This is a genomic window from Campylobacter sp. RKI_CA19_01116 (assembly GCF_025771405.1).
In the GTDB taxonomy this organism is placed as follows: Bacteria; Campylobacterota; Campylobacteria; order Campylobacterales; family Campylobacteraceae; genus Campylobacter_D.
Map to the genome: position 1 here is coordinate 34,368 of NZ_JAKMQF010000008.1, position 16,086 is coordinate 50,453.

The following is a 16,086-nucleotide window of genomic DNA, read 5'->3' on the forward strand; positions in this document are numbered from 1 at the left end:
AGAGAAAATGCGAAATTGGAGTCTTGGTGCAAAAATTGTCTTCGTGGCAATTATTACTGTTATTTTAATTTTGAGTGCTTTGTCTTTGCTTATTATTAACAGATCTACTGCTATTTTAAACACGCAGATAGAAAATACACTTACAGCTTCTGTACATCGCTATGGAAATCAAGCTGAAGCAAGTATCAAGTCTTTATTTGTAAGTGCTATTGGTACTCAAAGAACATTAAACAATCTTATTTCAGAAGGTGCTATAAACCCAAAAAGGATAGAAAATATTCTAGGGGAGGCTATTGATGCAAACCGTGATGTGGCTTATGGTTATTATTATTTGCAAGATGGTTCTGTATATAAAAATTTAGGCGTTGATACAAAATACTTTACAAATAATAATGAATTTATGATTTTGATGAAAGATAATGACGCAAATAATGCTGGCGGTATGCAAACTATAGCAGCAAGTGAAGAAATAGCTTCAACACAAGCTATTAAAAATTTAATGGGTGGTGATAAACTTTATTTTGGTGAACCAAGATGGTATAACATCCAAGGTAATAAATTTTTAGGACTTAATGTAGCTGCACCTATTGTAAATAAAGAAGGCAAGGCAATAGGTGTTGTTGGTATGCTTTATGATCTTAAACCTATTGCAGATTTTTTAAATGATCCATCAAGATCAATTTATCAAGGAGCAAGAAGGATTTTAATAGCAAGCAATGGTGTTATAGCTACACATCCAAATGCAGATTTTGTTACGAAGAAAATTACGGATGTTAATAAAAATGCAGCTCATGTGATAGAAGCTCAAAAAACTATCCATGCAGGAGCTATTGATTATATAGCAGATGATGGTAGTGAATATCATGGAGCTATAAGGGTATTTGAAGTGTGGCCAAATACTGGAATTCATTGGGCTATGTTGGCTGTTGTGCCTAATGAATCTGTGTATGCACCAATCGTAGATCTTAGAAATATCATCTTGGTAAGTTCTGTTATAGCGGTTATTTTTATCGTGATTGCAATCAGTATTTCTGTAAAAAGAATTGTTTCTATTAGAGTACAAAGACTCCAAAGTCATTTAATGAAATTTTTTAGATACCTAAATCATGAGGTTGCAACAGTAGAAGTTTTAAAACCTAGATATAATGATGAAATAGGCAAAATGGCTGGTGTGATTAATGATAATGTTCAGTATATTCAAACTTGCTTAGAAAAAGATGACATTACTGTGCAAAATATTTTAGAAGTTTCTTGTGAAATAGAAAAAGGATATTTCACTCAAAGAATAGAGGCAAATCCTGTAAATCCAAAACTTGTAGAATTAAAAGAAGTGTTAAACAAAATGCTTGAGGATATGGAATTAAAAATAGGTAGGGATTTAAATGAAATAGAAAGAGTTTTTGCAAGTTTTAAAAATCTTGATTTTTCCGATAAGCTTGAAAATGCAGAAGGTGAGATAGAAAAATCACTTAATGCAGTAGGTGCAGAGATTAGAAAAATGCTTCAAGCTTCACTAAGTCAAGGTGAAATGCTTCAAACTAAAGCTGATGCTTTAAAAGAGAGTGTTTTAAAACTTAATGATGGTGCGCAAAAACAAGCTGATTCTTTACAAGAAAGTGCAGCTGCAGTTGAAGAAATGAGTGCTTCTATGAATGCAGTAGCGGCAAGAACTGAAGAGGTTATTAAGCAAAGTAGTGATATCAAAGATGTAACCGATGTTATTAGAGATATTGCAGATCAAATTAACCTGCTTGCATTAAATGCAGCTATTGAAGCTGCACGTGCTGGTGAACATGGACGTGGCTTTGCTGTTGTTGCTGATGAAGTTAGAAATCTAGCAGAAAGAACTCAAAAGTCTTTAGGTGAGATTGAAGCTAATACTAATATCTTAGTTCAATCTATTAATGAAATGGGTGAGAGTATTAAGGAGCAAGCTTTAGGAATTTCACAAATTAATCAATCTGTTTCAGTAATTGATGGTTTAACTAAAGAAAACTCACAAATTGCTCATGCGACTAATTCTGTAGCTAATGAAGTTGATTCTATGTCAGCTGATATTGTAGCAGAGGTTAGAAGAAAGAAATTCTAAAAAACTACCCTTTAAAGGGTAGTTTAATTTATAAAATACTCTTGAATTTTATTTTTATCTTCAAAAGCCATACTTTGGAAAATTTTATCTTTAAAGCCTATTTTGTATTTTGTATTATTTTGAGTTTTAGCATAAGTTAGTGCTATGCTTAGAGCAAGTTCAAGATCTTGTGGATTGATGTTTTCATCCACCAAAGAATAAGCACCTATTAAATCAAAAAGTTTTAATTCTTCGTATTTTTGAGTTTTTAATTCTTTTAAAAATTGATTTTCTAACTCATTTCTACCTACTATCATTTTAGAGCCATTTGGAAGTCTTAAGTGGCGTCCGTATTTTAAAAGTTGAGCATCATTAACTTGCATATTTTTATCAAATTTAATGAAATCTTTGATTTTATTAGAAAAGCTCTCAAGTGTAAGCAAACATCCACCGCCTGGACTTTCAAAATCTTCAAAACCAAATTTGGCAGCTAGTTCAAGTTGTCTTTTTCTGCTTCTTCCACTTATGTTTTCTAACTTTTCTCTATCAACCCAACCCTCACGCTCAGGTTTGGTTAAAGGTAAATTTTTAGCACACATTGGACGCAAGATTAAATCTTCTTCATCAAGTGCTAGTTTTTTAACCTTGGCCATAGCATCATTTCTTTGGCTCATTGGGCGTTGACCAACTACTTCTCCTGTGATGATAAAACTTGCATTTTCATCTTTTAACATTGAAAGAGCAGTTTTAAACATAAAAGCATGACAATCTATACAAGGATTAAAATGCTTTCCATATCCATATTGAGGGTTAAATAAAACTTCTTGCAAATATGCATTTCTTACATCTATCATTTCAAAACTAGCCCCTGCCATAGCAGCGCGTTTTGTCATGAGTTCGCTTTTATCGCTTGTGCCACCAAAGCCTATATTGATATTTAAAGCTTTTACTTCTATACCTTGAGAGCTTATGAGTTTTATAGCAAGCATAGAATCAAGCCCGCCGCTAAAAAGTGCTAATGCTTTCATTTTTTCCTTTCGAAATTTTTGGCATATTGTAATGAATATTTTTTAATTTTTGCGCAAGTTTTTATTTAAAAAACTTCTTCTTCAAAGTTATAATGAATTACTTTTTTATCTTTGATGTTTTTTTGTAGTCTATTTAAAAATAATTCCAAACTTTCCTCATCATCTAAAAAATGCACGCTTTTTAAAACTTCTATCAAATGGTTTAAAAAAACTTCATCATTTTGATAGCTTTTTTTGATTTTTTCTAAATTTTGATTGAGTAAATTATAAATTTGTTTTTTAAAGGCTTGTTTTAAATTCAAACTTTTTAATTTATTAAAATATGCAAGGTTGATCTTACAAATAGCATATAAAAATTCTTCTAAATTGCTTAAATTTTTGATATTTTCAAATTCATAAAGCTCTCTTATACTAGGATCTTCAAAGTTTTTTTGCTCTAAAATAGCTTTAGTAATGTCTTGGTGTAAAAAATATTCTTTTGTACTTAAAAGCTTAAAAAGCCCTATGGTTTCATTGTTTTCATATAAAAATTTCAAAAGCTCTAACTCGCTTATATTGTTGATTTTACTTTGTTTTATAGGATTAATGAAGCTTATTTTTCTTGTATTTTTAGAAAGTTTAATATCATTAATATTTACACCCAAAAGATTTGCTACCAAGGTAGTGTAGGAATTTGCTATTAAAGGTTCAAGGTTAAAAGTATATTTTTGTACCTCTTCTAAAGCCTTTTGTTTGCTAAGTGCTGAGTTTAAATCACAACTTGCAATCAAACTTCTTATATAAAATTCTCCAAGTTCTATACCTTTTTCTAAAATATTAAAAAGTAATTTTTCTTGATGGCTTGCTACAAGTTCGGCCGGATCTTTTCCACCTTCTATTAAGACTACTTTTCCATCAATTTTTGCTAAACTTAGCAAATGTGCTGAACGCACAGCGGCATTAAGTCCTGCATTATCATTGTCAAAACATAAAATTACCCTTGCTTCTAATCTTTTTATTAAAGGTATGTGATTTTCACCCAAAGCTGTTCCCAAAACCGCTACAGCATTTTTAAATCCTGTTTTATGAAAGGCTATAGCATCCATATAGCCCTCACAAATTATCATTTCTTTTTGTTTATAAATGGCATCTTTTGCTAAATTGAGTGCATAAAAAACGCGTGATTTATCAAAAAGTTTGCTTTGGGGAGAATTAACGTATTTTGCCATATTTGTTTCATCTAAAGTTCTACCACCAAAGCCTATAAGCAAATTTTTATGATCATAAATGCTAAAAGTAATGCGGTTGATAAAACTTGCATAAGCGCCATTTTCATTTTGTTTTATCGCACCTACCTCTAAAGCTTCTTCTTGAGTGATTTGCTCATTTTGTAAAAGTCTTAGTGTTTCATTGGAACTTGGCGCAAAGCCTAGTTCAAAGGTTCTAATATCCTCATCATTTAAGCCTCTTTTATAAAGATAAGCTAAAGCTTCTTTGTTTTTAGCTAGGTTTTGTTTGTAAAAAGCATTAAGAGTAGGCAAGATATGAATGATGGATTTTTTATTATCTTGTTTTTGCGAGGTATAAGTAAGTGAAAAATTACTCCATGAAGCAACTTTTTCCACTGCTTCAACGAAGTTTAATTTCTCATAATCCATTACAAATTTAAAAACATTGCCCCCAGCCTTACATGCAAAACAATGATAAAATCCTTTAATAGAATTAATATGCATACTAGGATTTTTATCATCATGAAAAGGACAAACGCAAACATAGCTTGAGCCTTGTTTTTTTACTTCAACATAATGAGTTATGATATCAACAATATCTGTTTTTTGTAAAAGTTGTTCTATACTTGCTTGTTCTATCATCTTTAAACCTTAAAGAAAATTATATAAGCATTTAGCTATAATTGTTATAAATTTGAAAATTAAGTTGTAAGGTTATGGATTTTTTCTTTGTAGAATACCGCGATCCTTTATTTGGTCTTATTGTTTTAACTGCTTTGGTTTTTATCATAGCTAGCTCACATTATATATGGCGTATTTTTGCAAGTAAAGACCAAAAAAGCAAACTTGATCGTTTTGTAAAAAAATTTGAAATTAATTCTACACATCAACAAATTTTAAAAAATGCCAATTTAAGCATAGAAAATTTAAATTTCTTAGCTCAAATTTTTACCAAAAGTGGTGAATTTGAAAAAGCTGTGGGGATTTATCTCATAGCTTTGCAAAAAGCAAATGAAGCAAGCCAAAAAGAATTTATCTTTTTTTCACTAGCACAAGTTTATCTGAAAGCAGGATTTTTAGAGCGTAGTGTAGAAGCTTTGTTAAATGCCTTAAAAATTAAAGCACGCAATAAAGAAAGCTTAAAACTTTTAAAAATTGTTTATTTAAAACTCAAAGATTATGACAAGGTTTTAGATGTTTTAGAGTGTTTGTTCGAGCTAGGAGAAAATATATATGCAGAAAAAGCCTTGATAAAGGCTTTTAAAATTCAAGTAAGTTCTAAAGAGCAAGAACAAAAACTAAAAGAAATTTTAGCTTTGAGCAAGGATAATGAGTATATTTTAAGACTTTGCTTTTTGCATTATAAAGATAAACTTACTCAAATGCCCCAATTTGAAAATGTCATTGATTTGCTTAATGAATGCAAAAGTCCGCTTAATCTTGAAGATGAAAAATACCATGAGTTTTTTTATGCAAAAAATTTAAGCAACAAAGCTATTTCTATCAAAAATCATAAACTAAAAATTTTAAAAATTTTAAACGATAATAAGCTAAGTGCAAATCTTAGCTTTACTTATGTGTGTAATAATTGTAAAAATCAAAGTCCTTTGTTTTTTTATCATTGTCCATTTTGTTATGAATTTGGAAAATGCGAGATTTATTATGAGGTAAAAGCTTGAAAAATATTGAAATTTATACTGATGGTTCTTGCTTAAATAACCCTGGTTTTGGAGGGTGGGCTTATGTTTTAACTTATAAAAATCATCAAAAAGAACAAAGTGGGGCGTGTGAGAATACAACAAACAACCGCATGGAATTAATGGCTATTATAGAGGCTTTAAAAGCTTTAAAAGAACCATGTGAGGTAAAGTTATACACAGATTCAAATTTAATGGTACAAAGTATTAATGAATGGCTTGAAGGTTGGGTAAAAAAGGATTTTAAGGGTAAAAAAAATATTGATCTTTGGAAAGAGTATTTAAATGTAGCTAAAGATCATAAAATAACTGCTTTTTGGATCAAAGCACACAATGGCCATGAATTAAATGAGCGTTGTGATGAGCTAGCAAGAAATGCAGCCTTAAAGCTCCAAGAAGAAAGGTCAATAAATGCTTAAAAAACTCCAAGAAAGATTAAATTATCATTTTAAAAATGAGCAATTGCTTATCGAAGCTTTGACGCATAAAAGCTATAAAAAGCCTTATAATAACGAAAGATTAGAGTTTTTGGGTGATGCTGTGATGGATTTAGTGGTAGGGGAGTTTTTGTTTTTTAAATTTCAAAAAGACTCAGAAGGAAATCTTTCTAAACTTAGAGCAGCTTTGGTGAATGAAAAATCTTTTGCAACTTTAGCGCAAAAACTTGATCTTGGAGTATGTATTTTTATGTCTATTGCAGAAGAAAATAACGATGGACGCAATAAACCTTCCATACTTTCTGATGCTTTTGAAGCACTAATGGGGGCTTTGTATTTAGAAATAGGTTTTGAAAAAACTAAAAATATAGCATTAAATTTGCTTAATGAAGTTTATCCGCATATTGACACACAAAGTTTGTTTAAAGACTATAAAACAAGATTACAAGAAATTACACAAGCAAATATGGCAGGCACACCTGAGTATGTAGTGGTAAAAGCTTTTGGGCCTGATCATAAAAAGCAATTTGAAATCGCAGTAAAAATTCAAGGCATAGAAGTAGCAAGATCTATAGCAGGTAGTAAAAAAGAAGCCCAACAACAATGTGCTAAAATCGCACTTGAGAAATTAGGAAAACTATGAATAGCTTTGGAGTAAGATTTAAATTTACAAGCTTTGGCGAATCTCATGGTCAAGCTATAGGTTGTGTGATAGATGGTATGCCAGCAGGGGTGAAATTTGATTTTGATTTTTTGCAAGAAATGCTAGATAAAAGAAAGCCAGGTCAAAATAAATTTAGCACTCCTAGAAAAGAAGAAGATAAAGCTCAAGTTTTAAGTGGGGTTTTTGAGGGTTATACAACAGGAACTCCTATAAGTGTTTTGGTGTATAATGAAAATACACGCTCAAAAGATTATGAAAAAGATGTATTTCGTCCTGCACATGCTGATTTTACTTATTATCACAAATATGGCATTAGAGATTATAGAGGCGGTGGAAGAGCTAGTGCTAGAGAAAGTGTAGCAAGAGTAGCAGCAGGAGCTGTGGCACAAATGCTTTTAAAAGAATTTGACATAGAAATAATGAGCGGAGTTTTTGGAGTAGGAAGCATTGATAGCAAACTTAGTAATGATGAGTTTGATTTTGATTATGCTAAAAATAGTGAAGTTTATGCTTTAGATAAAAATTTAGAGCAAAGTTTTAAAGATGAAATTTTAAAAGCTAAAAAAGCTAAAAACAGCATAGGCGCTAGAGTTTTTACTAGAGTGAAAAACCTTATAAAAGGTTTAGGTGAGCCTTTGTATGATAAGCTTGATTCTAAACTTGCTCATGCAATTATGGGAGTCAATGCGGTTAAAGCTATAGAAATAGGAAGCGGTATTCAAAGTAGCTATATATATGGAAGTCAAAATAATGATGAGCTAAAAGATGGAGTGTTTTTAAGCAATCATAGCGGTGGGATCTTAGGCGGAATTTCTAATGGGGATTTTATCGATATAAAAACATATTTTAAGCCAACTCCTTCTATATTTTTACCCCAACAAACGCAAAATATTCAAGGAGAAAATATTATACACGAGTTAAAAGGCAGACATGATCCTTGTGTGTGTATAAGAGGTAGTGTTGTGGTAAATGCTATGGTAGCAATTTGCATGGCTGATGCTTTGCTTTTAAATGCAAGCTCAAATTTGCAAAATTTACAACGAGTTTATGGAAAAAACAAATAAAAATTTAATACTTATTTAGATATGATGATAAAATATCTTTAAAAAGGGAGAAATATGAAAAAAAATATTGTGTTTTTTGAAGTTAGAGGTGGTAGCGATAAAGGTGAAGATGGTCATAGAAAAGATACTATGCCTATGGTAAATGCCTTAAAAGAACAAGGTTGGAATGCTGAGGTTATCTTTTTTGAAGTTGAAAAGAAAGATGAAATTTATGAATATGTAAAAAACAATGCTGATGCTTATGTTTCTAGAATTAATCCTGGAAATTTAAAAGAAGAAAACGAGTATTTTGATATGCTTAGAAAACTTTGTGCAAATGGTGTTATAGGTATGCCTCATCCTGATGCGATGATAGGATATGGCGCTAAAGATGCGCTTACCAAGCTTAATAAAACGGCTTTAGTGCCTGAAGATACTTATGCGTATTATGATATCAAAACTTTTAAAGAAAGTTTTCCAAAAACTTTAGCAAAGGGTGAGAGGGTTTTAAAACAAAATCGTGGTTCAACGGGTGAGGGAATTTGGCGTGTAAGATTGATAGATGAGCTACCAATGGGGGCGACAAGTGTGCCATTAAATGCAAAAATCAAATGCACAGAAGCAAAAGATAATCACACAGAAGAAAGAGAACTTGGTGAGTTTATGGACTTTTGTGAGCAATACATTATAGGTGATAATGGTATGCTTGTAGATATGACTTTCTTGCCGCGTATCAAAGAAGGTGAAATTAGAATTTTAATGCTTTATCATACTCCAATTTATGTAGTGCATAAAAAGCCTGCAGAAGGTGCTGATGCATTCTCTGCTACACTTTTTTCAGGTGCAAAATATAGATATGATGAGCCAAAAGATTGGCAAGGATTGGTTGATTGGTTTTTAGCAACCTTGCCTGAAATTCGTTCAAAACTTGGAAATTATGATATTCCTTTGATTTGGACTGCTGATTTTATCTTAGATACAGATGAAAATGGTAAAGATAAATATGTTTTAGGTGAGATTAACTGCTCTTGTGTAGGATTTACCTCTCCTGCTGAATTTGTTGATCCTATTGCTAAAAAAGTAGCTCAAAATATCATTGATATCGTAAGTAAAAATTAACCCTTGTTTTAACAAGGGTTTTTTTAAAACTCATTATGCTTTTAACTATACTTTATATTATCGGAATTACTGTTGATGCGATGACAGGAGCTATTGCTGCGGGAAGACATAAAATGGATCTTTTTGGAGTGATATTTATAGCTTTAGTAACAGCTATTGGCGGAGGTTCTATTAGAGATATTTTACTTGATCATCATCCGCTAACTTGGATTAAAACTCCTGAATATGTGATTTTAATTTGTGTTGCAGCTATGATTACAACAAAAATTGCCAAATATGTTATAAGGCTTGAAAAACTTTTTTTGATTTTAGATGCTATAGGTTTGGTTGTTTTTAGTGTTTTAGGTGCACAAATTGCAATACAAATGGGGTATGGTTTTATAGTGGCTGTGAGTTCAGCTGTGATTACTGGTGTATTTGGTGGGATATTAAGAGATATATTGTGTGCTAGGATACCACTTGTATTTCAAAAAGAAATTTATGCGGGTGTTGCTATATTAACAGGGGCTTTGTATTATATATTGTATATTTTGGGCGTAGATGAGTTATGGGTAATTCTTGCTTCATTGATTGTAGGAACCATAGCAAGACTTTTGGCTATATATTATGGTTTAAGTTTGCCTATATTTTCTTTTAAAGATGGAGAAAATAAAGAAAGTTAAAATTCTATCTTATAAATTCTTAAAGGATAAGCCTTATTATCCATAGTATTTTCATAAAATCTTACAAGCTTGTCAGTAGGTAAATTTATTTATATTTTTTACTTTTAGAATATTTATTTGATGTATTGATTATAAATTAAGCTTAGTTATGGAAAATTACTATTTTTAATATTTTTGTAATTAGAAGTTAAAAGTGGTGACCCATACGAGACTCGAACTCGTGTTACCGCCGTGAAAGGGCGATGTCCTAACCGCTAGACGAATGGGCCAAATATTAAATAAGAAATGAAATTATATCTTATTTAATTTAAAAAAAACTTAATTATTTTACAAAGCGCAGATAAAAATAGCCAAATACACCTGAAGCTAAGGAAGCTAGTAAAATAGCAAAATTATCCACAAAATTAAATATATCACTTACTTCATAGGCAAGGGCGTCTATAAAAAAGCTCATGGTAAAACCTATGCCTGTGAGTATACAAACTCCATAGAGTTGTTTAAAATTAGCATCTTTTGGTAGTTTTGCAAGTTTAAGTTTAATTGCCATATAAGCAAAGCCAAATACACCTAGTTGTTTTCCAACAAATAAGCCCAAGAAAATCCCTACACTTACACCGCTAAATAGCATATGAGCTTCAATTTTTGAAAGATCAACCCCTGCATTGGCAAAAGCAAAAAGTGGTAGTATTATAAAAGCTATCCAAAATTTTAAACCATGCTCGATTTCTTCTAATAAAGCATGGTTGTTTTTTGTATATACAGGTATAAATAAAGCTGTGATAATACCTGCTAAAGTTGCATGCACTCCACTTTTTAATACACTAAGCCAAAGTAATGCTCCAAGTATATAATAAAATGATTTTCTTTCATTACCCAAGCGATTAAGTAAAAATAGACCCACAATACAGCAAAAGGCAACAAAAAAGGCTAAAGTTGAAAGCTCTCCTGTATAAAAAATAGCAATGATTAAAATAGCTCCTACATCATCAAAAATCGCTAAAGATACTAAGAATATTTTTAAAGAACTTGGTATGCGTTGTTTTAGCATTGTAAGTATAACTAGAGCAAATGCAGTATCAGTTGCCGTTGGTATAGCCCAACCTTTTAAAACATAAGCATCGTTAAAATTGATAGCACAAAATATCAAAGCAGGCGCAACTATACCGCCTATAGCAGCCATTAAGGGTAGGGTAATATTACTAAGAGTTTTAAACTCTCCTTGAACAAATTCTTTTTTTAATTCAAGTCCTATGGCAAAGAAAAAGATTGCAATAAGACCATCATTAATCCACAATAAAGAAGGCTTAAAAAGTTCCCAAGCACCTACTTTTACACCCATTTCTACACTTAAAAAATCCATATAGTGTTGTCCATAAGGACTATTTTTAAGTAGCAAGGCAAAGATCGTTGCTAATAAAAGCAACAATCCTCCTAAAATTTCAAGTGATAAAAAGTTTTGGAAGCTTCTTAATTTCATTTTTTAAAACTATAAATAAGTTTTAAGTAAACATATCCAACTATAGCGCTTAATAATGAAGCTACTAAAATTGCAAGTTTGTCTGAATATGCAAAAATATCACTATTTTGATAAGCTAGGCCATCTATAAAAAAGCTCATAGTAAAACCTATACCTGTGAGTATACAAACCCCGTAAAGTTGTTTGAAATTAACATTTTGTGGAAGTTTTGCTAGCCCTAGTTTTATACTAATATATGAAAATAAAAATACTCCAATTTGTTTTCCTAAAAATAATCCTAAAATAATACCTAAGCTAACCGAAGAAAACATAAAACTTGGATCCATATCTTTTAAATCAACTCCCGCATTTGCAAAAGCAAAAATAGGTAAGATGAAATAACTTACCCAGGGTGCTAAATCATGTTCTATTTCTTTTAAGAAAGACTCACCGCTTTTTGTTTGAAGTGGTATAAATAAAGCAGTAATCACACCTGCCAAAGTTGCATGCACCCCACTTTTTAACATGCTTATCCAAAATACTATAGCTATGATGATATAAAAAGATTTTTTGGTAACGTGGAAATGATTTAGCAAATAAAGTGCTAAAATACACACCAAAGCAGCAATCATAGCAAAAACTGAAAGCTCACTTGTATAAAATAAAGCAATCACAATAATCGCGCCTAAATCATCAAAAATAGCTAAAGAAAGTAAGAATAATTTTAAAGAAGTAGGTACTCTTTTGCCTAAAAGCATTAAAATACCAACCGCAAAAGCTACATCAGTAGCCGTTGGTATAGCCCAACCTTGCAAAGCAAAAGGATCCTTATAGTTAAAAAACGCAAAAATCAAAGCAGGCACTATCATACCGCCAAGTGCAGCAAATACAGGTAAAGACATAGCCTTTATACTATTGAGTTGCCCTCTTGTTACTTCATATTTTAATTCAAGTCCTATGGCAAAGAAAAAGATTGCAATAAGTCCATCATTAATCCATAAAAGTAAAGGTTTGAAAATTTCTAAACTTCCAGCTTGAAAGCCAAAAGGAATATTTAAAAAGTTAGTATATTGATCCGTTAAAGAACTATTTTGTAAAATGAGTGCAAGTACGGTAAAAAATATTAGTAAAACACCAGGAAAAGTTTCACTTTTAACAAAGGTTTGAAGTCTTTGCATAAATAGCCTTTTTAAATTTTTATTAACGTGTTATTTTAACATAAAAAGGCTTGAAATTTAAAGTTTAAGCAGAAAAACTGCTTAAACAGGTATAACGCGTATATTTGGACTAAGTTCTTCTTGTAAGATATTTTCTATAGCATATAAGGTTGCACCACTCCCACTTGAACAGCCGCTACATGCTCCAAGATAACGTATATATATATCTATATTTTTATTGTCACTTTTTTGGATATCAATTACTTCTAAATCTCCACCATCACCATGTAGCATAGGACGCACATCGCTATCTAAAACAGCCTCTACTGCTTTTAGTTGTTTAACCATGGTCATATCATCAAAAGCAATATCTGTTTTACTTTGATCTTTTAGCTTTTCTCTTTCCATTTCAGCCCTAGTTTCAGCTAAAATATCTACAAGATAATAATCTTTTTTCTCATGTCCTCCAGGCTTAACACAAGATTTACAAAAAGCACCTGCTTTGGTAAATTGCGTTATTTCTTCTACTGTATGTAAATCATTTAGTTTAATTACTTCTTTAATGGTTCCAAGGCTTACTCTAGCACACTCACAAACTATGATTTGATCTTCAAAATCCTCAGGATTAACACCTTTATAATGCGCCGCAGCTTGTTTGATAACATCATAAGCCATAACTGAGCAGTGCATTTTTTGCGGTGGAACTGCAGGAGTTTCAGGGTTATCTCTCATAGCAAATTCAACATCTAAATTTGTAATTTTTACAGCCTCATCTACGGTTTTACCTATACAAAGATCAACCATAGTATCACTACTTGCTATTGCTGTACCACAGCCAAAACTTTTAAATTTAGCATCAATGATTTTATCAGTTTTTTCATCTACCAACCAATAAAGTCTAACTGCATCACCACAGCTTTCAGCTCCAAAATCTGCAACAATAAGTTTTGCATTTGCTTTTTGTGCATCTTCTTGTGTGAATTCGCCCATATGTTGAGGGTTATTCATTCTATCTTGTACTTTTTGAGAATACTCATCCCAAATTGATCCGCCAATTAAATTATTCTTTGCCATTTTTTATCCTTTAAATATTTTCAGGCTTATATGCATAAGTACTTGAGATTGCTCTAAGTCTTTGCGTTGCTTTTTTTATTTGCTCTGCTGCATAATCAATTTCATCTTCTGTGTTAAATCTTGATAAAGAAAGTCTTAGGGCAGTATGAGCTAAATCATTTTCAGCACCAATTGCCTCCATGATAGGATTGCTCTCAAGTGCTTCGCTAGCACAGGCTGAACCGGTGCTTGCTGCTATACCATTTTTGTTTAAATCCCAAAGCATAGCCTCGCCTTCTACGCCTTTAATGCTTGCTAAGATGGTATTAGGAACCCTTCTTGATCTATCTCCAACTACACTTGTATCAGGCATAGCTAAAATTAAATCTTCTAATTTATCTCTTAATCTTCTAATGTGTGAGTTTTCAAAATCAAGCATAGTATTTGCAATTCTTAAAGCTTCTGCCATTGCTATAATATATGGCACATTTAAAGTTCCACTTCTTCTACCACCCATATGCTCACCACCATGTAAAAGCGGAGTTAATTCTATATCTTTTTTAATATAAAGTCCACCTACACCTTTTGGACCATGGAATTTATGTGCAGAAAATGAAGCAAAATCAACCCCAGCTTTTGCAAAATTAACCTTGATTTTCCCAACAGCTTGAGTTGCATCAGTATGAAATAATGCTCCATATTCATGAGCAATTTGAGCCATTTCTTCTATAGGAAAAATCATACCAGTTTCATTATTTGCCCACATAATGCTTACTAGGGCAGTTTTATCTGAAATAGCTTCTTTTAGATCTTTTACACTAGAAACACCCTCATGATCAACGCCAAGTTCTATGACTTTTACTCCTAAAGATTTTAAAAACATAGCACTAGCTGCTACTGCAGGATGTTCTACACTAGAAATAATTACTTCATTTCTATCGCTATTTAAAATTCTATCAAAATACACACCTTTTAATACCCAGTTGATACTCTCTGTGGCACAGGAAGTGATAATGATGTCATCTAAATCGCTTGCCCCAAGTCCTGCATAAAGTTTATCCATAGCTTCTTTTAAAGCAGGGTGAGTTGCACTACCCCATTGATGAAGGCTGTTTGGATTACCATAATGTTCTTTTAAAAAAGGTTTCATAAGCTCATAAGCTTCTGGTGCAAGTTGTGTTGTTGCATTATTATCTAAATATACTTTCAAAATTACACTCCTTTAATTAGGATAATTTTTATCTTTTTTGTTAATATACACTAAAATGTTAAATTTAACATTAAACTAAATGGATTTAACTTGTGTAAAATTTTTTATTATTTTAGCACAAGTTAAGCCATTGCATTTAAATATGAGTGTAAAATTTTATTAATGCTTGCTTGTCTTTTGCGATTTTCTAAAAATTGGGTATCTAAAAGTTCTTTTTGAGTATTAATTTTTTCAAGATCGATATTAGAATCATTTTGATTAAACTCTTTTTTTAAAGCTTCAAAATCTTTGCTAATTTGCTCACTATAAAGACTATAAATAGAACTTGAATTAGCAAATTCTTGCATGTTGATACTGTGTTGATAGTTGATGTATTGTTGAAAGAAAACTGAAAGTTTATCTTCTGTGGTGTTGTTTTTATCTACTCCATTGATATATAAATATAAATCAAAACTCATTTTTTCTTTATTGCTTTCACTTAGATAATCTTGCATACTCATTTGACCTCTCATGAGTTTTTGAAAATTTACATTAGAAGACATATCTAACTCAATAGGAGTTAAAAAGAAATTAGCCTTTTGATTATTTTGTTCTTTTAAATCATGATAAATATAATTAAGCAATAATCCACTTTTAGAAACTTCGCCTTGTCGGTTTAGATAAGGTCTTATGATAGGATTACTAGCCGTGTTTTCAATGCTCGCATTGAATGCAAAGTCTCCTATTTTGTTATCAAGCATTAAGGTATTTAGATTTTTATTTGCTTCTTTTGCATTTTGTAAACTTTTGGCATTTTCATAAACTTTTAAAATTTTTCCTTCATAAGTATAGCTATAACCTTGATTTAATTCTGAAATTTGTGCTTTACTTAAAAAACTATTATCATTTTTTTGAAATTCATGATTGATGGTTTTTAGTGTATTATGATAAGTGTTTAAAAGTCTTGGTAAGTCTATTTTGTTATAGTTTAAATTTTCATCAAGCTTTATAAGTTGTTTTGAAATTTCTCTTATGCTTTTTATATTAATATCATAATCAAGAGGCAAAGCAGCCGTTTTATTAAGATCTTTTTCAAAAAAACCTTGCTCATTGATTCTAAAACCAAACTCGCTTGCATAGCTTACTTCATAATCTAAATTAGAACCTTTTATATCAAGTAAATCACTTTTAATATTGGTATTTTCTTTTTTTTCTTCCGCGTGTCCAGTCTTTGCAAAAGGATAATTTGCAAAATTCTGATACGGATTGACATTAGAATTTACAAACATAACTCTTCTCTTCAAA

13 protein-coding genes, 1 tRNA gene and 2 pseudogenes are annotated in these 16,086 nt (G+C 31.2%); 8 read left to right on the forward strand and 8 right to left on the reverse strand.

Annotated features, from left to right (window positions below; all coding sequences use genetic code 11):
* Positions 1 to 7 precede the first annotated feature (7 nt).
* Positions 8 to 640: pseudogene (locus L8U41_RS07905) on the forward strand (hypothetical protein); the annotation flags it as partial.
* Between the two features lie 1,068 nt (positions 641 to 1,708).
* A pseudogene (locus tag L8U41_RS07910) lies at positions 1,709 to 2,089 on the forward strand (methyl-accepting chemotaxis protein); the annotation flags it as partial.
* A gap of 23 nt (positions 2,090 to 2,112) precedes the next feature.
* On the opposite strand, the gene L8U41_RS06780 reads toward L8U41_RS07910, so the two are convergent.
* Together L8U41_RS06780 and dnaG are read right to left on the reverse strand one after the other, a co-directional pair.
* A complete protein-coding gene (locus tag L8U41_RS06780; protein WP_263728144.1) occupies positions 2,113 to 3,096 on the reverse strand; it encodes an MnmA/TRMU family protein in 984 nt (327 codons plus the stop codon).
* 65 nt (positions 3,097 to 3,161) lie between these two features.
* Positions 3,162 to 4,946, reverse strand: a complete 1,785-nt coding sequence (gene dnaG / locus L8U41_RS06785; protein ID WP_263728145.1) for a DNA primase — start codon at positions 4,944 to 4,946, stop codon at positions 3,162 to 3,164.
* Between the two features lie 74 nt (positions 4,947 to 5,020).
* On the opposite strand from dnaG, the gene L8U41_RS06790 reads away from it, so the two are divergent.
* The 6 genes from L8U41_RS06790 to L8U41_RS06815 are packed head-to-tail and all read left to right on the forward strand — an operon-like array spanning position 5,021 to position 9,926.
* A complete protein-coding gene (locus L8U41_RS06790; protein ID WP_263728146.1) occupies positions 5,021 to 5,983 on the forward strand; it encodes a hypothetical protein in 963 nt (320 codons plus the stop codon).
* Entirely contained in the window at positions 5,980 to 6,420 is a 441-nt protein-coding gene (rnhA, locus tag L8U41_RS06795; protein ID WP_039668930.1) for a ribonuclease HI, read from the forward strand. Before L8U41_RS06790 ends, rnhA begins: the two co-directional genes overlap by 4 nt.
* Positions 6,413 to 7,081, forward strand: a complete 669-nt coding sequence (gene rnc, locus L8U41_RS06800; RefSeq protein ID WP_263728147.1) for a ribonuclease III — start codon at positions 6,413 to 6,415, stop codon at positions 7,079 to 7,081. Before rnhA ends, rnc begins: the two co-directional genes overlap by 8 nt.
* Positions 7,078 to 8,166 carry a chorismate synthase gene (aroC, locus tag L8U41_RS06805; protein WP_263728148.1) on the forward strand — a complete coding sequence of 363 codons (1,089 nt, stop codon included), beginning with the start codon at positions 7,078 to 7,080 and terminating at the stop codon, positions 8,164 to 8,166. The genes rnc and aroC overlap by 4 nt, the downstream gene beginning before the upstream one ends.
* A 54-nt stretch (positions 8,167 to 8,220) precedes the next feature.
* On the forward strand, positions 8,221 to 9,264 hold the full coding sequence (locus tag L8U41_RS06810; RefSeq protein WP_263728149.1) for a Cj0069 family protein: 1,044 nt from the start codon (positions 8,221 to 8,223) through the stop codon (positions 9,262 to 9,264).
* A 35-nt stretch (positions 9,265 to 9,299) separates the two neighbouring features.
* The gene (locus L8U41_RS06815; protein ID WP_039629140.1) at positions 9,300 to 9,926 is read left to right on the forward strand and encodes a trimeric intracellular cation channel family protein; all 627 of its coding nucleotides are present in this window, start codon (positions 9,300 to 9,302) and stop codon (positions 9,924 to 9,926) included.
* A gap of 194 nt (positions 9,927 to 10,120) precedes the next feature.
* Here the strand turns inward: L8U41_RS06815 and L8U41_RS06820 are convergent.
* The 6 genes from L8U41_RS06820 to L8U41_RS06845 all read right to left on the reverse strand — a co-directional run bounded on the left by L8U41_RS06820 (position 10,121) and on the right by L8U41_RS06845 (position 16,070).
* Positions 10,121 to 10,195: transfer RNA gene (locus L8U41_RS06820), tRNA-Glu, on the reverse strand.
* A 53-nt stretch (positions 10,196 to 10,248) separates the two neighbouring features.
* A complete protein-coding gene (nhaA, locus tag L8U41_RS06825) occupies positions 10,249 to 11,403 on the reverse strand; it encodes a Na+/H+ antiporter NhaA (protein ID WP_263683118.1) in 1,155 nt (384 codons plus the stop codon).
* Positions 11,400 to 12,560: a Na+/H+ antiporter NhaA gene (nhaA, locus tag L8U41_RS06830; RefSeq protein ID WP_263679575.1), complete on the reverse strand. Its 1,161-nt coding sequence runs from the start codon at positions 12,558 to 12,560 to the stop codon at positions 11,400 to 11,402. The genes nhaA (L8U41_RS06825) and nhaA (L8U41_RS06830) overlap by 4 nt, the downstream gene beginning before the upstream one ends.
* An 81-nt stretch (positions 12,561 to 12,641) precedes the next feature.
* Positions 12,642 to 13,613, reverse strand: a complete 972-nt coding sequence (locus tag L8U41_RS06835; protein ID WP_087685319.1) for an iron-sulfur cluster assembly scaffold protein — start codon at positions 13,611 to 13,613, stop codon at positions 12,642 to 12,644.
* 10 nt (positions 13,614 to 13,623) lie between these two features.
* Entirely contained in the window at positions 13,624 to 14,802 is a 1,179-nt protein-coding gene (locus L8U41_RS06840; protein ID WP_115646283.1) for a NifS family cysteine desulfurase, read from the reverse strand.
* Between the two features lie 122 nt (positions 14,803 to 14,924).
* The gene (locus L8U41_RS06845) at positions 14,925 to 16,070 is read right to left on the reverse strand and encodes a hypothetical protein (RefSeq protein ID WP_263683141.1); all 1,146 of its coding nucleotides are present in this window, start codon (positions 16,068 to 16,070) and stop codon (positions 14,925 to 14,927) included.
* Between the last annotated feature and the right edge of the window lie 16 nt (positions 16,071 to 16,086).